This is a genomic window from Embleya sp. NPDC055664 (genome assembly GCF_053618075.1).
Genome location: NZ_JBSHGZ010000063.1, coordinates 1 through 26,720, shown reverse-complemented (window position 1 = coordinate 26,720; position 26,720 = coordinate 1). Strand labels below are relative to the sequence as shown.

The 26,720-nt window shown below is 69.5% G+C and carries 25 protein-coding genes; 2 read left to right on the top strand and 23 right to left on the bottom strand.

Annotation, left to right across the window (positions count from 1 at the left end; genetic code table 11):
• Positions 1 to 271 precede the first annotated feature (271 nt).
• Entirely contained in the window at positions 272 to 3,241 is a 2,970-nt protein-coding gene (locus ACWGR4_RS46710; protein WP_452130311.1) for a LamG-like jellyroll fold domain-containing protein, read from the top strand.
• 104 nt (positions 3,242 to 3,345) lie between these two features.
• On the opposite strand, the gene ACWGR4_RS46705 is transcribed toward ACWGR4_RS46710, so the two are convergent.
• From ACWGR4_RS46705 to murA, 4 genes are all read right to left on the bottom strand, one after another.
• Positions 3,346 to 5,313: a protein meaA gene (locus ACWGR4_RS46705; protein ID WP_379997249.1), complete on the bottom strand. Its 1,968-nt coding sequence runs from the start codon at positions 5,311 to 5,313 to the stop codon at positions 3,346 to 3,348.
• Positions 5,314 to 5,595: 282 nt separating this feature from the next.
• Positions 5,596 to 5,901 (bottom strand): STAS domain-containing protein, encoded by a 306-nt coding sequence (locus tag ACWGR4_RS46700; RefSeq protein ID WP_379994992.1) that lies wholly within the window; start codon positions 5,899 to 5,901, stop codon positions 5,596 to 5,598.
• Between the two features lie 159 nt (positions 5,902 to 6,060).
• Positions 6,061 to 6,909 carry a 3-hydroxyacyl-CoA dehydrogenase family protein gene (locus tag ACWGR4_RS46695; RefSeq protein ID WP_379994990.1) on the bottom strand — a complete coding sequence of 283 codons (849 nt, stop codon included), beginning with the start codon at positions 6,907 to 6,909 and terminating at the stop codon, positions 6,061 to 6,063.
• A gap of 112 nt (positions 6,910 to 7,021) precedes the next feature.
• Positions 7,022 to 8,302 carry a UDP-N-acetylglucosamine 1-carboxyvinyltransferase gene (gene murA / locus ACWGR4_RS46690; RefSeq protein ID WP_379994988.1) on the bottom strand — a complete coding sequence of 427 codons (1,281 nt, stop codon included), beginning with the start codon at positions 8,300 to 8,302 and terminating at the stop codon, positions 7,022 to 7,024.
• Between the two features lie 88 nt (positions 8,303 to 8,390).
• On the opposite strand from murA, the gene ACWGR4_RS46685 reads away from it, so the two are divergent.
• On the top strand, positions 8,391 to 8,963 hold the full coding sequence (locus tag ACWGR4_RS46685; RefSeq protein WP_078975424.1) for a cob(I)yrinic acid a,c-diamide adenosyltransferase: 573 nt from the start codon (positions 8,391 to 8,393) through the stop codon (positions 8,961 to 8,963).
• A 16-nt stretch (positions 8,964 to 8,979) separates the two neighbouring features.
• Here ACWGR4_RS46685 and ACWGR4_RS46680 read toward each other — a convergent pair whose 3' ends face one another.
• The 19 genes from ACWGR4_RS46680 to rho form a co-directional block, all read right to left on the bottom strand.
• The gene (locus tag ACWGR4_RS46680; protein ID WP_101897034.1) at positions 8,980 to 9,555 is read right to left on the bottom strand and encodes a DUF2550 domain-containing protein; all 576 of its coding nucleotides are present in this window, start codon (positions 9,553 to 9,555) and stop codon (positions 8,980 to 8,982) included.
• A 79-nt stretch (positions 9,556 to 9,634) separates the two neighbouring features.
• Positions 9,635 to 10,006, bottom strand: coding sequence for a F0F1 ATP synthase subunit epsilon (locus ACWGR4_RS46675; RefSeq protein WP_078975425.1), 372 nt, complete (start codon positions 10,004 to 10,006; stop codon positions 9,635 to 9,637).
• 207 nt (positions 10,007 to 10,213) lie between these two features.
• Complete coding sequence (gene atpD, locus ACWGR4_RS46670; RefSeq protein WP_452130310.1) at positions 10,214 to 11,662, bottom strand: F0F1 ATP synthase subunit beta; 1,449 nt, start codon at positions 11,660 to 11,662, stop codon at positions 10,214 to 10,216.
• Between the two features lie 5 nt (positions 11,663 to 11,667).
• Entirely contained in the window at positions 11,668 to 12,576 is a 909-nt protein-coding gene (locus tag ACWGR4_RS46665) for a F0F1 ATP synthase subunit gamma (RefSeq protein ID WP_078975427.1), read from the bottom strand.
• 20 nt (positions 12,577 to 12,596) lie between these two features.
• Positions 12,597 to 14,240 (bottom strand): F0F1 ATP synthase subunit alpha, encoded by a 1,644-nt coding sequence (atpA, locus tag ACWGR4_RS46660; protein WP_379994982.1) that lies wholly within the window; start codon positions 14,238 to 14,240, stop codon positions 12,597 to 12,599.
• Between the two features lie 145 nt (positions 14,241 to 14,385).
• The gene (locus ACWGR4_RS46655; protein ID WP_379994980.1) at positions 14,386 to 15,201 is read right to left on the bottom strand and encodes a F0F1 ATP synthase subunit delta; all 816 of its coding nucleotides are present in this window, start codon (positions 15,199 to 15,201) and stop codon (positions 14,386 to 14,388) included.
• On the bottom strand, positions 15,201 to 15,728 hold the full coding sequence (locus tag ACWGR4_RS46650; RefSeq protein WP_235618905.1) for a F0F1 ATP synthase subunit B: 528 nt from the start codon (positions 15,726 to 15,728) through the stop codon (positions 15,201 to 15,203). The genes ACWGR4_RS46655 and ACWGR4_RS46650 overlap by 1 nt, the downstream gene beginning before the upstream one ends.
• A gap of 62 nt (positions 15,729 to 15,790) precedes the next feature.
• On the bottom strand, positions 15,791 to 16,024 hold the full coding sequence (atpE, locus tag ACWGR4_RS46645) for an ATP synthase F0 subunit C (RefSeq protein WP_355543063.1): 234 nt from the start codon (positions 16,022 to 16,024) through the stop codon (positions 15,791 to 15,793).
• 76 nt (positions 16,025 to 16,100) lie between these two features.
• Positions 16,101 to 16,916 (bottom strand): F0F1 ATP synthase subunit A, encoded by an 816-nt coding sequence (atpB, locus tag ACWGR4_RS46640; RefSeq protein WP_379994978.1) that lies wholly within the window; start codon positions 16,914 to 16,916, stop codon positions 16,101 to 16,103.
• An 87-nt stretch (positions 16,917 to 17,003) separates the two neighbouring features.
• The gene (locus ACWGR4_RS46635; protein ID WP_078975432.1) at positions 17,004 to 17,186 is read right to left on the bottom strand and encodes an AtpZ/AtpI family protein; all 183 of its coding nucleotides are present in this window, start codon (positions 17,184 to 17,186) and stop codon (positions 17,004 to 17,006) included.
• Between the two features lie 118 nt (positions 17,187 to 17,304).
• Positions 17,305 to 17,670 carry a hypothetical protein gene (locus tag ACWGR4_RS46630; protein WP_379994976.1) on the bottom strand — a complete coding sequence of 122 codons (366 nt, stop codon included), beginning with the start codon at positions 17,668 to 17,670 and terminating at the stop codon, positions 17,305 to 17,307.
• Positions 17,671 to 17,904: 234 nt separating this feature from the next.
• A complete protein-coding gene (locus tag ACWGR4_RS46625; RefSeq protein ID WP_452130309.1) occupies positions 17,905 to 19,260 on the bottom strand; it encodes an MraY family glycosyltransferase in 1,356 nt (451 codons plus the stop codon).
• A 256-nt stretch (positions 19,261 to 19,516) separates the two neighbouring features.
• Positions 19,517 to 20,800, bottom strand: a complete 1,284-nt coding sequence (locus tag ACWGR4_RS46620; RefSeq protein ID WP_452130308.1) for a serine hydroxymethyltransferase — start codon at positions 20,798 to 20,800, stop codon at positions 19,517 to 19,519.
• A 138-nt stretch (positions 20,801 to 20,938) separates the two neighbouring features.
• The gene (locus tag ACWGR4_RS46615; protein ID WP_379994970.1) at positions 20,939 to 21,601 is read right to left on the bottom strand and encodes an arsenate reductase/protein-tyrosine-phosphatase family protein; all 663 of its coding nucleotides are present in this window, start codon (positions 21,599 to 21,601) and stop codon (positions 20,939 to 20,941) included.
• Positions 21,598 to 22,245, bottom strand: coding sequence for an L-threonylcarbamoyladenylate synthase (locus ACWGR4_RS46610; protein ID WP_078975437.1), 648 nt, complete (start codon positions 22,243 to 22,245; stop codon positions 21,598 to 21,600). Before ACWGR4_RS46610 ends, ACWGR4_RS46615 begins: the two co-directional genes overlap by 4 nt.
• 136 nt (positions 22,246 to 22,381) lie before the next feature.
• On the bottom strand, positions 22,382 to 23,227 hold the full coding sequence (gene prmC, locus ACWGR4_RS46605) for a peptide chain release factor N(5)-glutamine methyltransferase (protein ID WP_452130307.1): 846 nt from the start codon (positions 23,225 to 23,227) through the stop codon (positions 22,382 to 22,384).
• A gap of 10 nt (positions 23,228 to 23,237) precedes the next feature.
• The gene (gene prfA, locus ACWGR4_RS46600) at positions 23,238 to 24,305 is read right to left on the bottom strand and encodes a peptide chain release factor 1 (protein WP_078975439.1); all 1,068 of its coding nucleotides are present in this window, start codon (positions 24,303 to 24,305) and stop codon (positions 23,238 to 23,240) included.
• A 180-nt stretch (positions 24,306 to 24,485) separates the two neighbouring features.
• Positions 24,486 to 24,710: a 50S ribosomal protein L31 gene (rpmE, locus tag ACWGR4_RS46595; RefSeq protein ID WP_078975440.1), complete on the bottom strand. Its 225-nt coding sequence runs from the start codon at positions 24,708 to 24,710 to the stop codon at positions 24,486 to 24,488.
• A gap of 280 nt (positions 24,711 to 24,990) precedes the next feature.
• Positions 24,991 to 26,720: transcription termination factor Rho (gene rho / locus ACWGR4_RS46590; RefSeq protein WP_452134335.1), on the bottom strand; the 1,730-nt coding region annotated here is incomplete at its 5' end.

The following is a 26,720-nucleotide window of genomic DNA, read 5'->3' as shown; positions in this document are numbered from 1 at the left end:
CCTTCGCTCCCTCTTCACAACAACAACGCGCGCGTCCGCAAGTGGTCACGGGATCCGGCGCACGCGGGTGACCGGGGGCGGATGAGGTTGCCGAAAAGTCGGCCTACGCCCGGCGAGTCACCCTATGGTGCAGATGTGGCGCCACAACTGCCAGGCGCACAGGGGGAACAGGGGGACATATATGTCCGGTTCCATACACTCGCGATACGCGGGACGGCAGGTGCACCGGGGACGAACCCGGCTTGCGTGCGCCGTCGCGCTGTTCGCCTCCTTGGCACTGTCGATACCCTCGGCCGGCGCATCGCCGGCCGCGACCACGAGTACGTCGAGCACATCCACGCGCCCACCCGGCCCCGAACTCTTCGGCTCCCCGCCGACCGCGCGCGACGCGACGGCCCGAGCCGCCGCCGTACCGCCGAAGTTCGCCGACGAACCGGTACTGACCGGGCTGTCCCAGCCGATCGACGTGGCCTTCGCCAAGGACGGCCGGATCTTCGTCGCCGAGAAGTCCGGCGTCGTCAAGGTGTTCGACTCGCTCACCGACACCACACCCACGGTGTTCACCGATCTGCGGGCGCAGGTGCACAACTTCTGGGATCGCGGCCTGCTCGGCCTGGCCCTGGCCCCGAACTTCCCGACCGACCCGTCGGTGTACGTGATGTACGCGCACGACGCGCGCCCCGGCGGCTCCGCGCCCTACTGGGGCACCGCCACCGGCGCCGACGACGGGTGCCCCGACCCGCCCGGCGCCCAGGCGAAGGGGTGTCTGATCACCGGCCGGATCAGCAGGCTGACCGCGACCGGGAACACCGCCGGTCCCGAGCAGGTGCTGGTCGAGGGCTGGTGCCAGCAGTTCCCGTCGCACTCGGTCGGTTCGCTCGCCTTCGGCCCGGACGGCTACCTGTACGCGTCCGCGGGGGACGGGGCCAGCTTCGACTGGGCGGACTACGGGCAGACCCCGGCGAGCGGCGCGATCCCGGGCAAGGAGCCGATCCCGGCGAATCCGTGCGCCGACGGCACCGCCGCGGTGGGCACCGTACTGACCGCGCCGAACGCCGAGGGCGGCGCGCTGCGGGCCCAGGACTTCCGCACCGCGGGCGACCCGTTCGCGCTCAACGGCAGCATCATCCGGATCGACCCGGCCACCGGCGCGGGCGCGCCCGGCAACCCGCTCGCGGGCAACGCCGACGCCAACGCCCGTCGGCTGGTGGCGGCCGGCCTGCGCAACCCGTTCCGGTTCGGCTTCCGGCCGGGCACCAACGAGGTCTGGCTCGGCGACGTGGGCTGGAGTACGTGGGAGGAGATCGACCGGCTGACCCCGTCGAGCACGGCCGTGGCCAACTTCGGCTGGCCCTGCTACGAGGGCTCGGCCCGCCAGGGCGGCTACGAGTCGATCGGCCTGAACCTGTGCGCCGGCCTGTACGCGGAGGGCGCGGGCGCGGTCAAGGCGCCCTACTACGCGTACCGGCACGGCACGGTGGTGGCGCCGGGCGACGGCTGCCCGACCGGCAACGGCTCGGCGATCTCCGGGGTGACCTTCTACAGCGGACAGCGCTACCCCGCCGCCTACCGCGACGCGATGTTCTTCGCCGACCACAGTCGGCGGTGCATCTGGAGCATGCGCGCGGGCGCCGACGGTCTCCCGGACCCGGCCACGCGCCAGGCGTTCGTCACCAACAGCAATCCGGTGCAGCTGACCACCGGCCCCGAGGGCGACGTGTACTACGTCGGCTTCGAGGACGGCGCGATCCACCGGATCCGCTACACCGGCAGCGCGCCCACCGCGGTCGCCTCGGCCACGCCGACCACCGGGAGCACCCCGCTGACCGTGGCCTTCACCGGATCCGCCTCCACCGACCCGGATCCGGGCGAGACCCTCACGTACGCGTGGGACCTCGACGGCGACGGCGCGTTCGACGACTCGACCGCGGCGAACCCGTCGTACACGTACACCGTGCCCGGCACCTATCGCGCCAGGTTGCGGGTGACCGACCCGGTCGGGCTGACCGGCGACTCCGCCCCGATCACCGTCACCGCCGGCAACTCGCCGCCGGTACCGGTGATCGACTCCCCGGCGTCGACGCTGACCTGGAAGGTGGGCGACCCGATCGCCTTCACCGGGCACGCGAGCGACCCCCAGGACGGCGCCATTCCCGGCAGCGGCCTGAACTGGCGCATCGTCATGCACCACTGCACCACGCCGACCAGCTGCCACGAGCACCAGATCACCGCACAGGACGGCGCCTCCGGCACCTTCACCGCGGTCGACCACGAGTATCCGTCCTGGCTGGAACTGCGATTGACCGCAACCGACTCCGGCGGCCTGACCGGGACCACGAGCGTGCGCCTGGATCCGCGGACGGTGGACATCACCCTCGCCTCGAATCCGCCCGGCCTGACCCTGGGCCTGTTCTCGTCCCAGCGCCCGGCACCGTTCACCGGCACGGTGATCGTCGGCGGCACCTCGTCGATCGCGGCGCCGTCGCCGCAGACGCTGAACGGCAAACGCTACGAGTTCGCGTCCTGGTCCGACGGCGGCGCGGCGGCACACAACATCACCGCACCCGCGACACCGCTCACCCTGACCGCCACGTTCCGCGAGGTCGACGGGCCGGTACCCGGGCTGATGGCGCAATACGGCTTCAACGCCGCCGGCGGCACGGTCCTGGTCGACGGCACCGGACAGGGCAACAACGGCACCGTTGCCGGCGCCACATGGGTACCCGGCCGCACCGGCAACGCCCTGTCTTTCAACGGCACTTCATCGATGGTCACGGTGCCGCACAGCGCCCGCCTGACGCTCACCACGGGCATGACCCTGGAGGCGTGGGTCAAACCCACCGCGATCACCGGCTGGCGCTCGATCCTGCTCAAGGAACGCGGGGGCGGCCTGTCCTACGCCCTGTACGCGAACGGCACCACCGCACCCAACACGTCCATCAACACCACGGGCACCAACAACGACACCTACGCGGACGGCACCGCACCACTACCCACCAACACCTGGACCCACCTCACCGCCACGTACGACGGCACCACCCTGCGCCTCTACGTCAACGGCATCCAGGTCCGGGCCACCCCACACACCGGCCCGATCATCGACGAGGGCGGCGCCCTCAAAATCGGCGGAAACACCATCTGGGGCGAACACTTCGCCGGCCTGATCGACGACATCCGCATCTACAACCGAGCCCTGACCCCCACAGAAATCACCACAGACATGACCACCCCGATCCCATAACCGAAAACACGGACCACCGTCCAAGCGCCGGCCGGGCCAAACCCCAGCCCGTCCGGCGCTTGAGGACGGCAAGCCGACCTCGGCCCACAACACGAGCCCACCACTCAGGCGGACAGCCCGTTCGCCTCCCGAATCACCGAAACAATCCGCCCCATGATCTCCGTGATCCCGAAGTCCTTCGGCGTAAACACGGCCGCCACCCCCTGCGCCAACAACGACGCCGCATCCGCGGCTGGAATGATCCCGCCCACCACCACCGGCACATCACCGATCCCCGCGCCGCGCATGCGCGAGAGCACGTCGGGGATCAACTCCAGATGCGACCCCGACAGGATGGACAGCCCCACACAGTGCACGTCCTCCTCCACCGCGGCCGCGACAATCTGCGCCGGCGTCAGCCGAATCCCCTGGTACACCACCTCGAACCCGACATCGCGCGCCCGAACGGCGATCTGCTCGGCCCCGTTCGAGTGCCCGTCCAGCCCCGGCTTCCCGACCAACAACCGCAGCCGCCCGCCCAGTTCCTCCCCGGTCCGGCGCACCGCCCCCCGCACCTCGCCGAGCCCGGCGCCATCCTGCACGCCGACCACCCCGGACACCCCGGTCGGCGCGCGATACTCGCCGAACTCCTCGCGCAGCGCCTGCGACCACTCCCCCGTGGTCACCCCGGCCCGTACACACGCCAGCGTGGCCGGCATCAGGTTGACCGCGTCGGCCGCCTTCCACGACCGGGCGTCCTCGCGCAACCGCGTCATCGCCGCCTCCGCCGCCTGCGGATCGCGGGCCGCCCGCCACGCCCGGACCTTCTCGATCGCCGAGCGCTCGGCGTCGGGGTCGGCGCTCATGATCGCCGCGTCCAGGTCCGCGGTGAGCGGGTTCTCCTCGGTGGTCTCGAACCGGTTCACCCCGACCACCACCTCCTCGCCCGCCTCGATCCGGGCCCGCCGGGCCGCGTGCGAGCCGACCAGTTGCGACTTCATGTAGCCCGACTCGATCGCCGCTACCGCGCCGCCCATCGCCTGTACCCGGTCGATCTCCTCGCGCGCGCCCGCCACCAGGTCCGCGACCTTGGCCTCGATCACATGCGAGCCGGTGAAGATGTCGCCGTACTCCAGCAGGTCCGACTCGTAGGCCAGCACCTGCTGGATCCGCAACGACCACTGCTGGTCCCACGGCCGGGGCAGGCCCAGCGCCTCGTTCCAGGCCGGCAGCTGTACCGCCCGGGCCCGGGCGTCCTTGGACAACGTCACGGCCAACATCTCCAGCACTATGCGCTGGACGTTGTTCTCCGGTTGCGCCTCGGTCAGCCCGAGCGAGTTGACCTGTACGCCGTAGCGGAATCGGCGCTGTCGGGCATCGCGCACGCCGTAGCGCTCCAGCGTGAGTTCGTCCCACAGCTGCACGAACGCCCGCATCTTGCACATCTCCTCGACGAAGCGCACACCGGCGTTGACGAAGAAGGAGATGCGCTGGACCACGTCGCCCATGCGCTCCTGCGGCACCTGCCCGGAGTCGCGGACCGCGTCCAGCACGGCGATCGCGGTGCACATCGCGTAGGCGATCTCCTGCACCGGCGTCGCGCCCGCCTCCTGGAGGTGGTAGCTGCAGATGTTGGTCGGGTTCCACTTGGGCAGGTGCGAGACGGTGTAGGCGACCGTGTCGGTGATCAGCTTCAGCGAGGGGCCGGGCGGGAAGACATAGGTCCCGCGCGAGAGGTATTCCTTGATGATGTCGTTCTGCGTGGTGCCCGTGAGCTTGGCGACGTCGGCGCCCTGCTCCTCCGCTACCACCTGATACAGCGCGAGCAACCACAGCGCGGTCGCGTTGATCGTCATCGAGGTGTTCATGCCCTCGACGGGGATGCCGTCCAGGAGTTCGCGCATGTCGCCGATGTGCGAGATCGGTACGCCGACCTTGCCCACCTCGCCGCGGGAGAGTTCGTGGTCGGGGTCGTAGCCGGTCTGGGTGGGCAGATCGAAGGCCACGGACAGACCGGTCTGGCCCTTGGCCAGGTTGCGGCGGTACAGCGCGTTGGACGCGGCGGCCGAGGAGTGACCGGCGTAGGTGCGCATGACCCAGGGGCGGTCGCGCTCGACCGGGGTCGGCTGCGAGGGCTGAGCTGAGGGCGTCTGGCTCGCCACGGAATACCTCCGGAGGTTCCGGACCGACCGGATCTCGGCGACTACCGGCCTGGGCAACCCCGCTGGTCCGCTGTCACCGCGCCTGGTTCGGCCCTGCTTACCACGGAGTGTACTGACGGGTAACCGCTCCGGACAGGTGTGATCGACCACAGCCCGCAAGTCGTTTCCCGGCCTGCCTGACAGTGTGTCGGCGCCGGTCGACGCACCGTCCCATCAGGCCGCGGTGGGTTGGCGGAGGGTGAGGATGCGGTGCAATCGAGTCAGCACCAGGACGCGGTGCACGTCGGGATTGACGCCGATCAGCACCAGTCGGCGCTCGCGTCGGCCCGCGCGCCGATGCGCGCCGACGATCAGACCCAGGCCGGTGGTGTCCAGCATGGGCACGTGGGTGAGGTTGAGAATCAGATCGCCGTCGCCGTGGTCCAGCGCGTCGTGCAGCGCCAACCGGACGTCGGTGGTGGACCGCACGTCGAGCACGCCTTCCAAGTGCAACTCACGCGGGTCGCCCCAAACGCGCATCGTCTCCTCCTGGGGAGTCCGTCCGATCGATGACGGTTCGACTCCCCAGCAGAACACCCAAAACCCGATAATCCTCACTCATCACAGTGGACTTCACTCGTACCGGTGACGAGTGGTCGGATGATGCGCCGATTGCGCACCACCCGTTGCGCCACCCGCTCAGTAGGCGTAGAAGCCCTTGCCCGACTTCCGACCCAGGTCGCCCGCGGCCACCATGCGGTTCAGCAGCTCCGGCGGCGCGAACTTCTCGTCCTTGGTCTCGGTGTAGATGTTGCTCGTCGCGTTGCGCATGATGTCCACGCCGGTGAGGTCCGCGGTGGCCAGCGGGCCCATCGCGTGTCCGAAACCGAGCCGGCAGGCGATGTCGATGTCCTCGGCGGTGGCCACACCCGCCTCGTACAGCTTGACCGCCTCGACGGTGAGCGCGGTGATCAGCCGGGTGGTCACGAAGCCGGCCACGTCCCGGTTGACCACGATGCAGGTCTTGCCCATCTCCTCGGCGAGTTCCCGCGCGGCGGCCAGCGTCTCGTCCGAGGTCTTGAAGCCGCGGACCAGTTCGCACAACTTCATCAGCGGCACCGGGGAGAAGAAGTGCATGCCGACCACCGCCTCCGGGCGGCCGGTGACCGCGGCGATCTCGGTGATCGGGATCGCCGAGGTGTTGGTCGCGAGCACCGCGTCGGCCTTGCAGATGCGGTCCAGTTCGCGGAAGACGCCCTGCTTGATCTCGACCTTCTCGAACACCGCCTCGACCACGACGTCCGCGTCCGCCACCGCGTCCAGGTCGATGGTGGTGGTGATCCGAGCGAGCGCCGCCGAGGCGTCCTCCGCGCTCAGCGCGCCCTTGGCCGTGAACTTCTCGAACGAGGCCTCGATCCCGCTCAGACCACGGGCCAGCGCGGCGTCGGTGACATCGCGCAGCACGACGGTGTGGCCCGCCCGGGCGGCGACCTGGGCGATGCCCGATCCCATCAACCCGGCCCCGATGACGGCGATCTTCTTGGTCACTGCGCAACCTCTCCAGTACACGATCCCGAGCCGGCGTCCGCGCACGAACGCCCTTCGCCCGGAGCGTAGCCGCAGCGGCCCCGGGATCCGCGCACCCCCACCTGACGATCCGTCAGAAACGCGAGGTACTCTCCGGTTCCGGCTCCCGGACGATCTTCGCGCCGAGCGACTGGAGCTGTACCTCCAGGCCCGTGTAGCCGCGGTCGATGTGGTGCACCCCGCTCACCGTGGTGTCCCCGTCGGCCACCAGACCGGCCAGCACCAGACCCGCGCCCGCGCGGATGTCGGCGGTCAACACCGGGGCGCCGGACAGCTGTTCCACCCCGCGCACGATCGCGTGGTGCCCGTCGGTGCGAATCGACGCGCCGAGCCGGAGCAGTTCCTGGAGGAACACGAACCGTGCCTCGAAGAGGTTCTCGGTGATCATCGCCGAGCCCTCGGCGATCGAGTTCATCGCCGCGAAGAACGGCTGCATGTCGGTCGCGAACCCCGGGTACGGCAGCGTCACCACGTCCACCGCCTTCGGCCGCCGGTCCATCACCACGCGGAAGCCGTCCCGCACGTGCGAGACCTCGGCGCCGGCGAGGGTCAGCTTGTCGAGCGCGATCTCCAGATGTTCCGGATGCGCGTTGCGCACCGTCACATCGCCCAGCGTCATCGCCGCCGCGACCGCGAAGGTGCAGGCCACGATCCGGTCCGGGACGGTGCGGTGGCGCACCGGCTTGAGCCCGTCGACGCCCTCGATCTCCAGGGTGGACGAGCCCGCGCCCTCGATCCGCGCGCCCATCTCGGTGAGCATCGCGCAGATGTCCACGATCTCCGGCTCGCGGGCCGCGTTGTCGATCACCGTGCGCCCGTCGGCCAGGACCGCGGCCATCAGGATGTTCTCGGTCGCGCCGACGCTGGGGAAGTCCAGCCAGACCGTGGTGCCCTTCAATCCCTTCGGCGCCTTGGCGATCAGCACGCCGTGCGAGTTCTCCACGGTCGCGCCGAGCTTGACCAGGCCCTCGATGTGCATGTCCAGACCGCGCGAGCCGATCGCATCGCCACCCGGGTAGGCGACGTGCACCTCGCCGCAGCGCGCGAGCAGCGGCCCGAGCACGCAGATCGACGCCCGCATGCTGCGCACCAGGTCGTAGTCCGCCTCGAAGCGCGGCGCGGCCGGCACGTCGATCCGCACCGTTCCGGTGGTCTCGCCCTCGACCTCGCACCCGAGGCGCCGCAACAACTCGCTCATGATCTCGACGTCGAGGATCCGGGGAGCCTCCTCGAGCACCGTGGTGCCCTCCGCGAGCAACGCGGCCGCCATCAATTTCAGCGCGCTGTTCTTCGCGCCCGTGATCCGCACCTCGCCGGCGAGCCGCTGACCACCTGTCACCCGGAACCTGTCCATCGGAGAATCGTACTGATTCCGGGACCCGCTTACGGACGGCACCAAGCCGAGACAAAGCCGGGCGCAGGCGCGCCGTTAGGGTGCGTACATGGTCAACCTCACCCGGATCTACACCCGCACCGGCGACGACGGCACCACCGCCCTCGGCGACATGTCGCGCACGGCCAAGACCGACCCGCGGCTCGCGGCCTACGCCGACGTGGACGAGACGAACGCGGTGATCGGCGTCGCGCTCTCGCTCGGCAACCTCGACGAGGACGTCGTCACGCTGCTCACCCGCGTCCAGAACGACCTGTTCGACCTGGGCGCCGACCTGTCCACCCCGGTGGTCGAGGACCCGAAGTATCCGCCGCTGCGGGTCGAGCAGAGCTACATCGACGCCCTGGAGGCGGCCTGCGACGCGTACAACGAGAACCTGGAGAAGCTGCGCAGCTTCATCCTCAACGGCGGCACCCCGGGCGCGGCCCTGCTGCACCAGGCCCGCACCGTCGCCCGCCGTGCCGAGCGCACCACGTGGGCGGCCCTGGAGGTGCACGGCGACTCGATGAACCCGCTGACGGTGAAATACCTCAACCGCCTGTCCGACCTACTGTTCATCCTGGCCCGGCACGCCAACCGCGAGGTCGGCGACGTGCTGTGGGTACCGGGCGCCAACCGCTGAACCGGTCGGACGGAGCCTAGGCGACGTTGACCCGTTGTCCCGGCGGTGCCGCTTCCAGCCAGGCCAGGAAGCCGGTCAACGCGTCGTCGCTCAGGGCCAGTTCGATCCGGTCGCCGGCGTGTTCGCAGACCAGGATCACCGCGCCGGCGAGCAGCGCCAACTCCTCCTGGCCGGCCGGCTCCCGCCGACCGATCACATGGATGCCCGCGCGCTGCAACACCCGACGCGGGCGCGGCGCGTAGCTGAACACCCGGAACCACTCGATCCGGTCGCCGCTGTAGCGGGCGATCCCGAAGACCCAGCCCTTGCCGTGGTCCGGATCGGCCGACGGCGCGGCCGGATCGCCGTCCGCCGGTGCCTTCCCGGCACCCTCCGGGGACGACGACGCGGCGCCTCCCGGAGTCTGTCCGGGGGACGCCGCGGCGGTGGAACCGGCTGCGCCGGCCGGGGATACCGGTGGGCGCGTACGCAACGAACAGTCGAAGGTGCCGCCCGGTCGCTGGATGAGTCGACGACGCAACGCGAACGCCGCGACACCGACGACCAACACCACGACGACGGCCGACACCACGCTCAGCACAACGAGGACCATCCCGATCGACCTCCTCGTTCGCGCGTTGAGCAGTGGTCCCGGCCGTGTGTCGGTCCGGGCTCTGGTGCCGCTACCGGATCTAGCGCCGCTGGGCGGCGAGCAGACGCGTTTCCGCGCGCCGCTCGGCGCCCGCGTCCTTCGCCGCGCCGGCGCGCTCGAGCGCCCGCTCCGCGCGGGCGACATCGATCTCGTCGGCCAGCTCGGTGATCTCGGCGAGCAGCGAAAGGTTGTTGTCCGCGAACGAGATGAACCCGCCGTGGACCGCCGCGATGACGACCGAACCGTCGGCCTGACGGATCGTCACCGGGCCGGATTCGAGCACTCCGAGGACCGGCTGGTGACCGGCCTGGATGCCGATGTCACCGTCCGCGGTGCGTGCGATGACGATGGTGGCCTCGCCGGACCACACCTTGCGGTCGGCCGCGACCAGCTCGACGTGCAGCTCAGCCAACGTGGCTCCTCATGTCGGGTCGAAGACACGCGGGTCTTCGCCTCCGCCCTCGAGGGGCGGGTGGTGTCCAAGGATAGTGGCCCGGACGGGCCTGGCTCCAACCGGCTCGAACGCCGGCGGGTTTCCGGTACCCGCGCGCGGCGGGTACCGGGAACCGACACGAGGGGCGGACCCGTGCGGGACCGCCCCTCGTCGATCAGGCGATCGTCAGCCCTTGTTGAGCTCGGCGATCTTCTTCTCGAGGTCGTCCAGCCCACCGAGCATGAAGAACGCCTGCTCGGGAGCGTGGTCGTACTTGCCGTCGGCGATCGCGTTGAACGCCTCGATGGTCTCGGACAGCGGGACGTCCGATCCGTCGAGCCCGGTGAACTGCTTCGCCACGTGGGTGTTCTGCGACAGGAAGCGCTGGATGCGACGCGCGCGGTGCACGGTGAGCTTGTCCTCTTCGGACAGCTCGTCCATACCCAGAATCGCGATGATGTCCTGGAGGTCCTTGTACTTCTGCAGGATGCTCTTGACGCGCATCGCACAGTCGTAGTGGTCCTGCGCGACGTAGCGCGGGTCCAGGATCCGGGACGTCGAGTCCAGCGGGTCCACGGCCGGGTAGATGCCCAGCTCGGAGATCGGACGCGAGAGCACCGTCGTGGCGTCGAGGTGCGCGAACGTCGTGGCCGGGGCCGGGTCGGTCAGGTCGTCCGCGGGGACGTAGATCGCCTGCATCGAGGTGATCGAGTGACCGCGGGTCGAGGTGATGCGCTCCTGGAGGGTGCCCATCTCGTCGGCGAGCGTCGGCTGGTAACCCACTGCGGAGGGCATGCGGCCGAGCAGCGTCGACACCTCGGAACCGGCCTGGGTGAACCGGAAGATGTTGTCGATGAAGAGCAGCACGTCCTGCTTCTGCACATCGCGGAAGTACTCCGCCATGGTCAGACCGGACAGCGCCACGCGCAGACGGGTGCCCGGGGGCTCGTCCATCTGGCCGAAGACGAGCGCCGTCTGCTCGAAGACGCCCGCTTCCTTCATTTCCTCGATCAGGTCGTTGCCCTCACGAGTGCGCTCGCCGACGCCGGCGAACACCGACACACCCTCGTGCAGACGGGCGACACGGACGATCATCTCCTGGATGAGCACCGTCTTGCCGACGCCCGCGCCACCGAACAGGCCGATCTTGCCACCCTTGACGTACGGGGTGAGCAGGTCGATGACCTTGATGCCGGTCTCGAACATCTCGGTCTTCGAGTCGAGTTGGTCGAAGGCCGGCGCCTGGCGGTGGATCGGCCAGCGCTCGGTGACCTCGAAGCTCGCCCGGTCCACGTCCAGGACCTCACCGAGGGCGTTGAACACGTGGCCCTTGGTGACGTCGCCCACGGGGACGGAGATCTGCGAGCCGGTGTCGGTGACGACGGCGCCGCGAACGAGGCCGTCGGTGGGCTGCATCGAGATCGCACGCACGATGCCGTCGGCAAGGTGCTGCTCCACCTCGAGGGTGAGCGTGGTCTTGCCCTCCCCCTCGCCCTGGTCCGAGAGGTCCAGGTCGACGTGCAGCGCGTTGTACATCTCCGGCATCGCGTCGACGGGGAACTCCACGTCGACGACCGGGCCGATGACGCGGGCGACGCGGCCCGTGGCAGCGGCCGTCTCAACAGTGGCAGTCATGATGTCTAATCACTCCCCGCGGTCGCGTCGGCCAAGGCGTTGGCGCCACCGACGATCTCGCTGATTTCCTGGGTGATCTCGGCCTGGCGGGCATTGTTCGCCAGACGAGAGAGGGTCCGGATGAGGTCTTCGGCGTTCTCGGTCGCCGACTTCATCGCCCGCCGGCGGGCCGCGTGCTCGGAAGCGGCGGACTGCAACAGGGCGTTGAAGATGCGACTTTCCACGTACCGCGGCAGCAGTGCGTCGAGAACACCCTCGGCCGAGGGCTCGAAGTCGTAGAGCGGGAAGGGACCGCCGGCCGGCGGCTCGTCCGTCTCCTCGACCGCCAACGGGAGCACCCGCACCGCGACCGGGTTCTGCGTGAGCATGGAGACGAACTCGGTGCTGACGAGGTGAATCTCGTCCACACCGCCCTCGTCGGTGGGCGTCACGAACGCGTCGATCAGCTCACCTGCCACCTTCTTGGCGTCGGAGTACTCGGGGCGGTCGGAGAATCCCTTCCACTGCCCGGCCAGGTCCACATCGCGGAACTGGAAGAATCCGATGCCCTTGGCCCCGATCACGTAGCGGTCGACCGTCTTGCCCTCGTCCTCGAGCAGCTTGACCAGCTGCTCGGTGGCCTTGATGGCATTCGAGTTGTAGCCGCCCGCGAAACCGCGGTCACTGGTAACCAACAGCACCGCGGCCCGGGTGGGCCGCTCCACCGAGGTGGTCAGCGGGTGCTGCGTGCTGGAGAAGGTGGCGACCGCGGAAACGGCGCGCGTCAGCTCGTCGGCGTACGGCTTGGAGGCCGCGACGCGCTGCTGCGCCTTCACGATCCGCGACGCCGCGATGAGCTCCTGGGCGCGCGTGATCTTCTTGGTCGCCGACACGGAACGGATCCGACGCCGGTAGACCCGAAGCTGGGCTCCCATTGGTCAGGGTTCTCCGTTCTTTACTCGGACTTGGCCACGTGACGGGTGATCTTCTCCTGGCCGACGTCTTCCTTCGTCAGACCGGCAGGCGCCACGTCCTGGATCAACGGCTCGCCGTCGAACTTGGTGAACGTCTGCTTGAAGGAGTCCACCGCGTCGGTGAGCGCCATCACGGTGTCGTCTTCCAGCTTGCCGGTCTCGACGATCCCGGTCAGCAGGCCCGCGTGCTTGTGCTGCAGGTAGTCGTGCAGCTCCTTCTCGAAGCGGCGGATGTCCTGCACCGGCACCTCGTCCAGCTTGCCGGTGGTACCGGCCCAGATCGAGACGACCTGGAGCTCGATCGCGAACGGCTCGAACTGACCCTGCTTGAGCAGTTCGACCATGCGCGCACCACGCTGGAGCGAAGCCTTGGAGGTGGCGTCCAGGTCGGAACCGAAGGACGCGAACGCCTCCAGCTCGCGGTACTGGGCCAGGTCGACGCGGAGTCGACCCGCGACGCTCTTCATCGCCTTGATCTGCGCCGAGCCACCGACTCGCGAGACCGAGATACCGACGTTGACCGCGGGGCGCACGCCCTGCAGGAACAGGTCGGACTCCAGGAAGCACTGGCCGTCGGTGATCGAGATGACGTTGGTCGGGATGTACGCCGACACGTCGTTGGCCTTGGTCTCGATGATCGGCAGACCGGTCATCGAGCCGCCGCCGAGCTCGTCCGAGAGCTTCGCGCAACGCTCGAGCAGACGCGAGTGCAGGTAGAAGACGTCACCGGGGTAGGCCTCGCGCCCCGGCGGACGACGAAGCAGCAGGGACACGGCGCGGTACGCCTCGGCCTGCTTCGACAGGTCGTCGAACACGATGAGCACGTGCTTGCCCTGGTACATCCAGTGCTGGCCGATGGCCGAACCGGTGTACGGGGCGAGGTACTTGAAGCCGGCCGGGTCGGAGGCCGGGGCGGCGACGATCGTGGTGTACTCCAGCGCGCCGGCCTCTTCGAGCGAGCGGCGCACGGACGCGATGGTCGTGCCCTTCTGGCCGATCGCGACGTAGATGCAGCGAACCTGCTTCTTCGGGTCGCCCGAGCGCCAGTTGTCGCGCTGGTTGATGATCGTGTCCAGGCACACCGCGGTCTTGCCGGTCTGCCGGTCGCCGATGATCAGCTGACGCTGGCCGCGGCCGATCGGGGTCATCGCGTCGATCGCCTTGATGCCGGTCTGCATCGGCTCGTGGACCGACTTGCGCATCATGACGCCGGGGGCCTGCAGTTCCAGGGCACGACGGCCCTCGGACTCGATCTCGCCCTGGCCGTCGATCGGCTGGCCCAGCGGGTCGACGACGCGACCCAGGTAGCCGTCACCGATCGGAACCGACAAAACCTCGCCCGTACGACGGACCTTCTGGCCCTCTTCGATACCGCTGAAGTCACCGAGGATGACGACACCGATCTCGCGGACGTCGAGGTTCTGCGCCAGACCGAGGGTGCCGTCCTCGAACTTGAGCAGCTCGTTCGTCATGACCGAGGGCAGGCCCTCGACCTTGGCGATGCCGTCGTACGCCTCGGTGACGGTACCGACCTCTTCGCGCGCGGCAGTCTCCGGCTCGTACGAGGCGACGAAGCGCTCCAGCGCGTCCCGGATCTCCTCCGGCCGGATCGTGAGCTCCGCCATCTGGTGTCCCTGCTCTCCTAGGTGGTGGGGTTAACGGTCCGCTGTCCGTCGCTTGTCGTACGGAACCGCGGTGCTGCTGTGGGGGTCGCCGGTCCGGTCCGGGGGTTTTCCCGGATGGTCGACGACACCCCTGTCGTCCGGTGTCTCAACCGGCGAGCCGTCGGCCCGCCTCTTCGAGACGTGTGGTCACGGTGCCGTCGATGACGTCGTCACCGATCTCCACGCGGACCCCGCCGATGACGTCGGCATCGATTTCCACGTTGAGGTGGATCTCGCGGCCGTACATCCGGCCCAGCGCCGCGGCCAGACGGGTGCGCTGCTCCTCGGTGAGGGGCAGGGCGACCGTGACCAACGCGACCATGCGACGCCGGCGATCGGCGGCGAGGCGCGCGTACGACTCGAGCCCGTGTTCAAGATTACGGCTGCGCGGGTGTGCGACAAGCCTGGCGACCAGTCGCCGGGTGACGGGCTGGGCCCGACCCTCCAGCAGACCGGAGACCAGCTCCGCCTTGCGCTCGTTCGCCACGCCCGGGTCGGTCAGGGTCGAGCGCAGTTCGCGCTCGCCCGCCACGATCCGGCCGAAACGAAAGAGCTCGTCCTCCAGCTCGTCGAGCCTGCCGTCACGCTCTGCGGCGATCAGCTCGGCGGACACCGAGAGTTCGGCGATCGTGTCGACCAGGTCGGTCGGCCGCGACCAGCGCGTACGCACGAGTCCGCCGAGCAGATCCGCCGCGGTTCCGGAGATCTGACCGGACAGAAGCTCTGCCAGGAAGGCCGCACGGGCCTCCCCGGAGCGCGTCGAGTCGGTGAGGACCCGACGCAGCGACACGTTCTTGTCGAGCAGGATCACCACGGAGTGGAGTTCCTGGGCCAACGCGACCATGTCGGTACCGGTCGCGGTCGCGAGCGCGTCCAGGCGCTCACGAGCCGCGGCGAGGGATTCCCTGCTGGCGCCCTGCATCAGCGCACCTTCTCCGAGCTCGCTCCGGCGGAAGCCTTGACTTCCAGCTCCTCCAGGAAGCGGTCGACGACCCGACGCTGACGCGCCTCGTCCTCGAGCGACTCCCCGACGATGCGCGACGCGAGGGAGACGGCGAGCTTGCCGACGTCCTGACGCAGCGCGTTCTGGGCCTGGTTGCGGTCGGCCTCGATCTGGGTGTGGCCGGCGGTGACGATCTCGTCCTTGATCCGCTGGCCCTCGGCGCGCATCTCCGCGATGGCGACGGCACCCTGCTCGCGGGCGTCCTCGGTGAGGCGACCGGCCTCGCGACGGGCTTCGGCGAGCTGGGTGCGGTAGCGCTCCAGCTCGGCCTGGGCCTCGGCCTGCGCCTCTTCGGCGCGCTTGAGACCGCCCTCGATGGCGTCCGTACGGTCCGCCAGCGTCTTCGCGATCTTGGGAAGGAGCACCTTCCACAGGAAACCGAAAACGATGAGGAACGCCACGCCACCGATGATGATCTCGTCGAGCGGCGGGAGAAGAGGGTTCATCTTCTCCTCGCTGTTGGCGAAGTCAATCACGGTGTGAGGACCTTCCGTCCGTAGCGGGTTGATCAGGTGCCGTAGACGAACGGCATGACGACGCCGATGAGGGCGAGCGCCTCGGCGAGGGCGAAGCCGAGCAGCATGTTCTGGCGAACCAGTCCGGCGGCCTCGGGCTGACGGGCCATCGCCTGGACACCGTTACCGAAGATGATGCCGATACCGATGCCGGGGCCGATGGCGGCGAGGCCGTAACCGATGGAACCGAGGCTGCCATGTACGCCTTCGGCGGCGAGGTTCATCATGGGAACTGATCCTTTTTTCGAGGCCGATGGACGATCCACCGGACGACGGTCGAGGAGAGAAAGGTCTGCGGGTCTCTCAGTGCTCGGCTTCGAGCGACGTCGAGATGTAGGACGCCGCGAGCAGCGTGATGATGTACGCCTGCAGCGCCTGGATCATCAGCTCGAACGCGGTCAGCACGACGACCACGAGGAACGAGGTGGCCGAGTAGAGCGCCCCGATGTGGAAGCCGAGCAGATACCAGGCGCCGACGCTGAACGTCACGATCAGCATGTGTCCGGCGAACATGTTCGCGAACAGTCGGACCGCCATCGTGAACGGCCGGGTGATCAGACCCTGCAGCAGCTCGATCGGGGCGAGGAGGAAGTAGATCGCCTTCGGCAGACCGGGCGGGAACATCATGTTCTTGAAGTAACCGACGAAGCCCTGGTTCTTGATGCCGAGGACCAGGTAGGTCACCCACACGATGCCGACGATCGATGCCGGGAAGGCGATGCGCGAGGTCGCGGGGAACTGGGCGAACGGGATGATCGCCATCACGTTCATGACCCAGACGAAGAAGAAGATCGAGAACAGGAAGGGGACGTAGGGGTCGCCCTTCTTGCCGATCGTTTCCCGCGAGATGTTGTCGCGAACGAACAGGTAGCCCAACTCGCCGACGTTCTGCGCGCCGCGCGGCACCATCTTGGGCTTGGCGAACGCGCTCCAGAAGAAGCCGATCACCAGCAGCATCGAGATGAGCGCGAGCAACATCGGCTTCGTGAAGTCGAAGGCCCCGATGGAGAAGATCGGCTTGAACTCGAAGACGTTCAGCCCGGGCGAGGGGAAGCCGCACCCGGAGAACAGGTGACATCCGCTCTCGCTGGCGAGCGTCTGGACGTCAGCAGTCACCACCGACTCCTTCGTCGTGAAGCATGTTTTCGGCTACCTCGATGTGTCGGCGTGGCGAGGGGCCACGGAGCGGCACGCAACAGGGCCCGGTCAGGAGGACCTGCCGTGGCGGACAAAGACCAGAACAAGGGCCAGAGCGATTCCGACGACCAGGCCGATCGGCAGGAACAGTGCGGAGTGGCCGGTCCACCGGTCGATCAGCCAGCCGATGCCGCCGTAGATGAGCATGCCGCTCAGCAGATAACCGACACTCGACCATGCGGCACCGTCCATCGCCCGATTCTCTCGGTCCGGTGGACGGGGGCCTCTCTCGCTCATGACGCCCCGGACATTAGCAGTACCGGCGGCGAGGCTGAACACCGCGCCGGCCCGGAAGGGCGCTGTGCGTATGTCATCGCTCTCCATCCGGTTCGACATAGGCGATCTTCAGCCGGGTGAAGACCCACACCTGCGAGGCGACCCAGACCAGCGTGGCCCCGAGGATGGTGAGCCCGAACACCTTCGTGTCGAACGCCTCGGTGTCCTTGAACAGGAACAGAACCAACCCCAGGAGCAGGATCTGCACGATGTAGGTGAACAACGCCATGTTCATCATCATCATGGGGTTGTCGCGCGAGATCCGACCGATCGCGACCTGGCCGATCACGAAGAAGGCCAGGACGACGACGGTGGCGAACACCGCGCCGAGAAGTCCTTTGCCACCGGCCGCGAGCAAAGCCGCGACTGCCGCGATCACTCCGGCCGCGGTCGTGGGCACGACCGAACCACGGAGAAGGCGGACGTCGTTGGCCTGCATGTCGGTGACTCCGGCATCAGTGGGGGGCAGGGGGCGGATCAGTCGTCCGAGCAGGGCTCGGGGCGACGCAACGCTCGGGATTGGCCGTGAAGGACCAGAACCCTCGTTGCTGGGGGTTCATCGGCCATTGATCCTGGTTCGTGAACGATATCACAAACTATTTGAGCAGAGCTTTACCCGTTCGTGTGTACAAGCTCACAGCCCTGCCCCACCCTTTCGCGCCCCTCTTCCCGCAGGCAAATGCGCAGGTCGGGAGGGGTCCGTGGGATTTGTCGAGGACTCTGTTGCGGGTGTGGCGGTTGCTCCGTTCAGCCGTACGCCGTCTGATTCGCCGGGAACCATCGTGTCGGCCGGAACGTTCGCGCCGCGCCTCCCGCGCCGGAGCCGCCGATAGCGCGGCGGAACCACGTTGTGCAGCTCCGTCGGCACATGCGGCTTGAACCGCGGGAGCATCAGGAACACCAGGCCGATGGCGATCAGCCCCAGTCCCGCGTAGACGATCGGACGCCGTTCCGGCCGCACCGAGATGAGCACCGTGAACGACGCGATCAGCCCGGACCAGAAGTACATGATCAGCACCGCGCGACTGTGCGAGTGGCCGATCTCCAGGAGCCGGTGGTGCAGGTGTCCCTTGTCCGCCGCGAACGGCGAGCGCCCGGCCCAGCCGCGCCGGCCGACCGCCATCACCAGGTCCATCAGCGGCACTATCAGCACCGCGAACGGCAACACCAGCGGGATGTAGACGGGCACCAGCTTGTGCGTGGTGAAGGCCATCGAACCGCCGTTTTGCGCGGTGATCGCCTCCGGGTCGATCCGCCCGGTGAGGGTGACCGCGGACGCGGCGAGCATCAGGCCGATCAGCATCGACCCCGAGTCCCCCATGAAGATGCGCGCCGGATGCAGGTTGTGCGGCAGGAAGCCGACACACATACCGATCAACAGCGCGCTGAACAGCGTCGGTGCCGCGGCCGACGACACACCGTAACCGAACCACAAGCGGTACGAATATCCGAAGAACGCGAGTGCGGCGATGCACACCATCCCGGCCGCGAGGCCGTCCAGGCCGTCCACGAAGTTCACCGCGTTGATCGTGATGACCACTATCCCGATGGTCAGCAGCGTGCCCTGGGTCGGCGTCAGGCTGACCGGGCCGTAGCCGGGGATCGGCAACCACAGGATCACGATGCCCTGCCAGACCATCACGCCCGCGGCGAGCGCCTGGCCGAGCAGCTTGATGATCGCGTCGACGCCCCACTTGTCGTCGATCACCCCGAGCACCGAGATCAGCGCGCACCCGGACAGCAGCGCCTGCACGTCGGTCGAGGCGGTGAACACCTCGGAGAGCACCGGCAGATGCCGGGCCATCAGCAGGCCCGCGCACAATCCGCCGAACATCGCCAACCCACCCAGGCGCGGCGTCGGCTCCTTGTGCACGTCGCGCGCACGGATCTCGGGCATCGCCCCGGCGGCGATCGCGAAGCGGCGGACGGCGCCCGTCAGCAGGTAGGTCACCGCGGCGGCGACGAACAGCGTGAGCAGGTATTCGCGCAAGACTCAACCGTCCCCGGCTTCGGCACATCCCAGCGGCAGCACGGGCATCAGACTAGACGTGCCGCCGCTCACCGGGAGAATCGCCGAACCTGCACCGGCGAGGGACGATCGCACCAAGCTCGGTGGCGCCACCACCGGCCCGTCGCCCCACACGTAACCACAAACACCCTGATCCCAGCCACCCCGGAGGGCGATTGCGGCCCGTCGGTCGCATAGGTCTCATCGGGCCCGCCGGCGCGAACACTCCCGCCGGCTCTCACCGCCCCGGGTAGGCCGGATGTGTGGCCACCAGCTCGCCGACCGCCGCCCGCACCTCGCCCAGGACCGCCGGATCGTCCTCGCGCACCGCCCGACCCAGAAGCAGGGCGATCTCCTTCATGTCCGTCTCGGTCATCCCCTGCGTGGTCACCGCGGCCGTGCCGACCCGAATCCCGGACGCGATCATCGGCTTGGCCGGGTCGAACGGGATCGCGTTCTTGTTCAGGGTGATCCCGGCCCGCTCGCAGCGGCGCTCCGCATCCCGACCGCTCACCCCGATCCCCCGCAGGTCCAGCAGCGCCATGTGGGTGTCGGTGCCGCCGGTGACCGGCCGCAACCCCTCGGCCTGCAGACCCTGCGCCAGGGCCTGCGCGTTGGCCACCACCCGGCGCGCGTAGGCGCGGTACGCCGGGGTGCCCGCCTCGCGCAGCGCGACCGCCTTCGCGGCCACCGCGTGCATGTGCGGGCCGCCCTGGCTGAACGGGAACACCGCGCGGTCGATCCGCTCGGCGAACTCCTCGCGGCACAGGATCAGCCCGCCGCGCGGCCCGCGCAGCACCTTGTGCGTGGTCGCGGTGACCACGTCGGCCCAGGGGATCGGCGAGGCCGTCGCGTCGCCCGCGACCAGTCCCGCGAAGTGCGCCGCGTCCACCATCAGGTAGGCGCCCACCTCGTCGGCGATGCGGCGGAAGGCGGCGAAGTCGACCAGGCGCGGATACCCGCTCGCACCGCACACGATCAGCCGGGGCCGATGCGCCCGGGCCAAGTCCCGGACCTGCTCGTAGTCGATCCGCTCGTCGCCCTCGCGGACCCCGTAGGCCACCGCGTGGAACCAACGACCGGAGAAGTTCACCCGCGAGCCGTGGGTCAGATGCCCGCCGTGCGGCAGCGACATGGCCAGGATCGTCTCGCCCGGGCTCAGCAGCGCCGCGTACACCGCCAGGTTCGCGGCGGTACCCGAGTGCGGCTGCACGTTGGCGTGTTCCGCGCCGAACAGGGCCAGCGCCCGGCCCACCGCGAGCCGCTCGGCCCGGTCCGCCTCGGCGCAGCCGCCGAAGTAGCGCCGCCCGGGATAACCCTCGGCGTACTTGTTGGCGAGCGTGCTGCCCAGCGCGGCGAGCACGGCCGGCGAGGTGAAGTTCTCCCCGGCGATCAACTGGAGGCCGCCGCGCTGCCGGGCCAACTCGCCGAGCAACACCTCGGCGATCTCCGGATCCTCTCGCCGCAGCGCGAGGAAGTCCGGTCCCCAGAAGGGAGTTGACGGGGCGTCGGGAGTGCCCATGGCATCGCTCCTCAAGGCCGCAGGGACCTCTCCACGATAGGGCGGGGGTCCGGACACGGACAGGGCCTTCCGGGGGCGATTCCGCGCCGTTGTCGGGCCGTGCGCGCGAACGCTCCGGGGCCCGTGGGGGCGCGCCGGTCAGTGCGTGTGCGCGGGGTGCCCGGTGAGCGCGGTCAGCACCGGGTCCAGCGCCGAGCCGATATCGGAGGCGCAGGCCCGGAACACGCTCAGCGGCGCGCCGTACGGATCGGCCACCTCGTCCCACTCCGGATCGGGCGCGGCCAACCGCCCGCGCAGCGCCGCGGCGGCCCGCACGAGCGAACGCCCGCGCTGGACCAGGTCGCGCTCGGGGTAGGGGGCCCGTTCCAGCACCGCGACCAGCCGGGTGAACTCCTTCAGCGTGAAGGTACGCAGGCCCGACGCGTGCCCCATGGACACCACGTGCGCGCGATGGTCCAGGGTCGCGGTGAGCACCAGGTCCGCCTCGGCGACATGTTCGTCGAGCAGCTCGCGCCCGTGGAAGTCGCCCGGGTCGGCGCCGTATTCGAGCAGCACCTCGGCCGCGTGCGGCTCCATCGGGGCGCCCTCGTGGCCCCAGGTCCCGGCGCTCTGCACGCTCAGCCGCACCGCGTCGTCCGCGGCGAGCCGGCGCTGCAGGCCGAGCCGCGCCAGCCGTTCGGCAATCGGGGAGCGGCAGATGCTCCCCGTGCACACGAACAGGATCCGGAACGAGTCGGCCGCGGAGCCGTAGGGCCCGTAGGTGTGCCCGAGGGGCCGGCCGACCGGAGGGGGCGCGGTCAATTCACGCCCTCCAGGTCGGGAACGACCTCGCGCAACGTCTCCAACGACAGGGCACCCTCACGCAGCAGCCGGGGGCGGCCGGCGGTCAGATCGACGATCGAGGACGGCGCGGTGGAGGGGCAACTGCCGCCGTCCAGGTACACCGACACCGAATCGCCGAGCTGCGCCTCGGCCTCGTCGACCGTGGTCGCCGCCGGGTTGCCGGAACGGTTCGCGCTGCTGACCGCCATCGGCCCGGTCTCGGTCAACAGCTCGATCGCCACCGGGTGCAGCGGCATACGCACCGCGACCGTGCCGCGCGTATCGCCCAGATCCCACATCAGCGAGGGCTGGTGGAAGGCCACGATGGTCAGTGCGCCCGGCCAGAACGCGTCGACCAGTTCCCACCCGACCTCGGGGAAGCCGGTGACCAGCCCGTGCAGCGTGTTGGGCGAGCCGACCAGGACGGGCGAGGGCATGTTGCGACCGCGGCCCTTGGCGTCCAGGAGCGCGTGCACCGCGTGCGGGGTGAAGGCGTCCGCGCCGATGCCGTACAGGGTGTCCGTCGGCAGCACGACCAGATCACCGCGCTTGATCGACCCGGTCGCCTCCCGCAGCCCGAGCCCGCGGTCCATCGCGTCGGAGCAGTCGTAGCGTCGGCTCATCGGGCACTTACCTCCAGAAACGGTACAGACGGTACGGGCGAAGCGGGGGGTACGAGTGATGCGGGCAATGCGGGTGCTGCGGGTGCTGCGGGTGCTGCGGGCCGCGCGGGTCCGGCCGCCGGGCGGGGCGCGCGGTTCACGCGCCTTCCTTGCGCGCGGTGGTGAAGCGGGGGCGGTTGGTCAGATCGCGGTGGTCGGCCGCGTCCACCCAGCCGGCCTCCTCGTTGAAGATCCACGGCACCGCGCCGCCCTGGGTGTCCGCGTGCTCGACCACCACGAGCCCCGCCGGCCGCAACAGGCGGTAGGCGGTCTTGGCCAGGACCCGGATGAAGTCGAGCCCGTCCGGCCCGGAGAACAGCGCCAGCTCCGGATCGTGGTCGCGCGCCTCGGGCGCCATTTCGTCCCGCTCCTCCAGCGGCACGTAGGGCGGATTGCTGATCACCAGGTCGACCGTGCCGTCCAGCAACGGCAGCGCCGAGAGCGCATCGCCCCGGTGCAGGATCACCCGCGACCCGCTCGCGTTGCGTTCGGCGTAGACATAGGCGCCCGGGTCCAGCTCGACCGCGTGCACCACGGAGCGCGGCACCTCCTGCGCGACCGCGAGCGCGATCGCGCCGGAGCCGGTGCACAGGTCCACCACGAGCGGCTCGGCCACGTCCATCGCGCGCAGCGCGTCTATCGCCCACCCGACCACCACCTCGGTCTCCGGGCGGGGTACGAACACGCCCGGACCCACCTCGAGTTCGAGGTAGCGGAAGAAGGCGCGCCCGGTGATGTGCTGCAGCGGCTCGCGGGCCTCGCGGCGCGCGACGGCCTCCCAGAACCGCGCGTCGAAGTCCCCGTCGGCAACCGTGTGCAGGGCGCCGCGCTTGACGCCGTGCACGTACGCCGCCAGTTCCTCGGCATCGAAGCGCGGAGAGGGAACGCCCGCGTCGGCCAGTCGCAGGGTGGCCTGGGCCACCTCGGCGAGCAGCAGATTCATCTCGTCTCCGTTATTGGTGGGCGAGCCGGGCGGCCATGTCGGCGTCCACACACGCCTGGATGACCGGATCGAGATCGCCGTCGAGCACCTGGTCCAGGTTGTACGCCTTGTAGCCCACGCGGTGGTCGGAAATCCGGTTTTCCGCGAAGTTGTACGTCCGGATGCGCTCGGAGCGGTCCACCGTGCGGACCTGGCTGCGGCGCACGTCGGAGGCTTCCTTGTCGGCCTCCTCCTGGGCCGCGGCGAGCATCCGCGCGCGCAGGATGCGCATGGCCGACTCCTTGTTCTGGAGCTGGCTCTTCTCGTTCTGGCAGGAGACCACGATGCCGGTGGGCAGGTGCGTGATGCGCACCGCGGAGTCGGTGGTGTTGACCGACTGGCCGCCGGGACCGGACGAGCGGTACACGTCGATGCGCAGGTCGTTGGCGTTGATCTCGACCTCGACGTCCTCCGCCTCGGGCAGGACCAGGACGCCGGCCGCCGAGGTGTGGATGCGGCCCTGCGACTCGGTGGCGGGGACCCGCTGTACGCGGTGCACGCCGCCCTCGAACTTCAGCCGGGCGTAAACGCCCTCGCCGGGCGCGGGGTTGCCCTTGGTCTTCACCGCGACCTGAACGTCCTTGTAACCGCCGAGGTCGGACTCGTTGGACTCGAGGATCTCGGTCTTCCAGCCCGCGCGTTCGGCGTAGCGCAGGTACATCCGCAGCAGGTCGCCCGCGAACAGGGCGGATTCCTCGCCGCCCTCGCCCGCCTTGACCTCCAGGATCACGTCCTTGTCGTCGGCCGGATCGCGCGGCACGAGCAGTCGGCGCAGCTTCTCCGCGCACTCCTCGCGGCGCTCCTCGGCCTCGGCCGCCTCGGCGGCGAAGTCCGGGTCCTCGGCGACCAGTTCGCGGGCCGCCTCGACGTCGTCGGCGGCGCTCGACCACTGCCGGTAGGCATCCACGATCGGCCCCAGTTCGGCGTAGCGCCGCCCGAGGGTGCGGGCGCGCGTCTGGTCAGTGTGCACGGCCGGGTCGGCGAGTTGCCGCTCCAGGTCGGCGTGCTCGGCGAGCAGGTCGTCCATCGCCTCGAACACTGGGGGCTCCTCTGGTTGTGGCCGCGAACTCGGCGGGATCGGTGACGACGGGGCTACCGGAGCCGGACGGGATTTCGGGACCGGCTTCCGGAGTACGGCTTCCGGAGACAAACGAACGGCGCCGGAGGGGCGGGGCGGACCTTGGACAAGGCCCACCGCTCCTCCGGCGCCGCAGGGTCGCTACTTCTTGCCGGCCACCGGCTGCGTACCGAAACGCTTCTCGAAGCGCGCCACCCGGCCGCCCGTGTCGAGGATCTTCTGCTTCCCCGTGTAGAACGGGTGACACTGCGAACAGACCTCGACGCGGATCTGGCCGCTCGTCGCGGTGCTGTGCGTGGTGAACGTCGAGCCACAGCCACAGGTGACGGTGGTTTCCACGTACTCGGGGTGGATGTCGGGCTTCACGGGAGTCTCCTTGAGGTTCGGGAGGGCGCCGGGTCGTACGCCCGAATGGGCATCACGTGAACCGGGGCCGACAGAGCAGTCTGCCAGGAGGGGGCGACCGGACCCAAATCAGGGTCTGTACCGCCCAACCACGACCGGGGTCGCGGCATTCCCTCCCGGCGGACGCGCTGCCATGTCTTACGTACGACGAGCAGTCGGATCGATCAGTCGTTCGGCATCGGCGTGGTCTTCTGACTGTGCCGATCCGGGAGCGACCCCCGGACCCCACGCCTGGGCCCTGCTAGTCGTTCGGCATCGGCGTGGTCTTCTGGATCTGCATGAGGAACTCGCCGTTGCTCTTGGTCTTCTTCATCTTGTCCAGGAGCAGTTCGATCGCCTGCTGCTGGTCGAGCGCGTGCAGCACCCGGCGCAGCTTCCAGACCACCGCGAGTTCGTCGTGCGCCATCAGGATCTCTTCCTTGCGGGTGCTGGACGCGTCCACGTCCACCGCCGGGAAGATGCGCTTGTCGGCGAGCTTGCGGTCGAGCTTGAGCTCCATGTTGCCGGTGCCCTTGAACTCCTCGAAGATCACCTCGTCCATGCGCGAGCCGGTCTCGACGAGCGCGGTGGCGAGGATGGTCAGCGAGCCGCCGTTCTCGATGTTGCGCGCGGCGCCGAAGAACTTCTTCGGCGGGTACAGCGCGGTCGAGTCGACACCACCGGACAGGATGCGGCCGGAGGCGGGCGCCGCGAGGTTGTACGCGCGGCCCAGGCGGGTGATCGAGTCGAGCAGCACGACCACGTCGTGGCCCAGCTCGACCAGGCGCTTGGCCCGCTCGATGGCCAGCTCGGCGACGATCGTGTGGTCCTCGGCGGGGCGGTCGAAGGTCGAGGAGATGACCTCGCCCTTCACCGACCGCTGCATGTCGGTGACCTCTTCGGGGCGCTCGTCCACGAGCACGACCATCAGGTGGCACTCGGGGTTGTTCACGGTGATCGCGTTGGCGATGGCCTGGAGCACCATCGTCTTGCCCGCCTTCGGCGGCGCGACGATCAGACCGCGCTGGCCCTTGCCGATCGGCGACACGAGGTCGATGATCCGCGTGGTCAGCGCGCTGGAGTCGGTCTCCAGGCGCAGCCGGTCCTGCGGGTACAGGGGGGTCAGCTTGTTGAAGTCGGCGCGCTGGCGGGCCTGTTCCGGCTCCATGCCGTTGACCGTGTCCAGCCGCACGAGGGCGTTGAACTTCTCCCGACGCTCGCCGTCGCGCGGCTGACGCACCGCGCCGACGATCGCGTCACCCTTGCGCAGGCCGTTCTTGCGGACCTGGGCGAGCGAGACGTACACGTCGTTGGAGCCGGGCAGGTAGCCCGAGGTCCGCACGAAGGCGTAGTTGTCGAGGATGTCCAGGATGCCCGCGACGGGGACCAGGACGTCGTCGTCGGCCAGCACGGGCTCGTTGGTCTCGAAGCCCTCACGGCCGCCGCGACGACGGTTGCGGTCGCGGTAGCGGCCACGACGCCGACGGCCGCCGCCCTCGAAGTCGTCGTCGTCCAGCGGGCCGTTGTCCTGCTGCTGTTGTTGCTGCTGCTGCTTGCCGCGCTCGCCGCGCTCGGCCCGGTCGCCGCGGTCGTTGCCGCGCTCGCCGCGCTCGTTGCCGCGGTCGCCACGCTCGCCGCGTTCCGCACGCTCACCGCGCTCGGCCCGCTCGCCGCGCTCGTTGCCCCGCTCGCCGCGGTCGCGCCGGTTCTGGCCGCGCTCGCGCCGCTCGCGGCGGCCCTCGCGCTCGCCGCCCTCGCGCTGCTCGCCCTGCTCCTCGGCGGGGCGCTCGGCGCGCTCGCCACGACGGCGCGTGCCGGTCTCGGCGACCTCGGCGGTCGGCTCGCCCTGCTCACGCCGCCCACGCCCGTTGGCGGGCGCCTCGGCGGCGGCCTGCTCCGGGATCTCGATCTGCGCGGCGGTCTCGACCGCCACCCGCGTGCGGGCGGCCCGGCGGGTCCGGGTGGGCGCCTCCGCGGCCGGCGCCTCGGCGG

Bases quoted from the DNA above. Each gene is read 5' to 3' on its own strand.
- ACWGR4_RS46655 (WP_379994980.1), bottom strand. From the start codon at position 15,201: ATGCAGGGCGCCAGCAGGGAATCCCTCGCCGCGGCTCGTGAGCGCCTG.
- ACWGR4_RS46680 (WP_101897034.1), bottom strand. From the start codon at position 9,555: ATGGTCCTCGTTGTGCTGAGCGTGGTGTCGGCCGTCGTCGTGGTGTTG.
- murA (WP_379994988.1), bottom strand. From the start codon at position 8,302: ATGGACAGGTTCCGGGTGACAGGTGGTCAGCGGCTCGCCGGCGAGGTG.
- ACWGR4_RS46685 (WP_078975424.1), top strand. From the start codon at position 8,391: ATGGTCAACCTCACCCGGATCTACACCCGCACCGGCGACGACGGCACC.
- atpE (WP_355543063.1), bottom strand. From the start codon at position 16,024: ATGATGAACCTCGCCGCCGAAGGCGTACATGGCAGCCTCGGTTCCATC.
- atpD (WP_452130310.1), bottom strand. From the start codon at position 11,662: ATGACTGCCACTGTTGAGACGGCCGCTGCCACGGGCCGCGTCGCCCGC.
- ACWGR4_RS46620 (WP_452130308.1), bottom strand. From the start codon at position 20,800: ATGGGCACTCCCGACGCCCCGTCAACTCCCTTCTGGGGACCGGACTTC.
- ACWGR4_RS46665 (WP_078975427.1), bottom strand. From the start codon at position 12,576: ATGGGAGCCCAGCTTCGGGTCTACCGGCGTCGGATCCGTTCCGTGTCG.
- ACWGR4_RS46700 (WP_379994992.1), bottom strand. From the start codon at position 5,901: ATGCGCGTTTGGGGCGACCCGCGTGAGTTGCACTTGGAAGGCGTGCTC.
- prmC (WP_452130307.1), bottom strand. From the start codon at position 23,227: ATGAATCTGCTGCTCGCCGAGGTGGCCCAGGCCACCCTGCGACTGGCC.
- ACWGR4_RS46610 (WP_078975437.1), bottom strand. From the start codon at position 22,245: ATGAGCCGACGCTACGACTGCTCCGACGCGATGGACCGCGGGCTCGGG.
- ACWGR4_RS46705 (WP_379997249.1), bottom strand. From the start codon at position 5,313: ATGCGCACCTACGCCGGTCACTCCTCGGCCGCCGCGTCCAACGCGCTG.
- atpA (WP_379994982.1), bottom strand. From the start codon at position 14,240: ATGGCGGAGCTCACGATCCGGCCGGAGGAGATCCGGGACGCGCTGGAG.
- ACWGR4_RS46635 (WP_078975432.1), bottom strand. From the start codon at position 17,186: ATGGACGGTGCCGCATGGTCGAGTGTCGGTTATCTGCTGAGCGGCATG.
- ACWGR4_RS46650 (WP_235618905.1), bottom strand. From the start codon at position 15,728: ATGAACCCTCTTCTCCCGCCGCTCGACGAGATCATCATCGGTGGCGTG.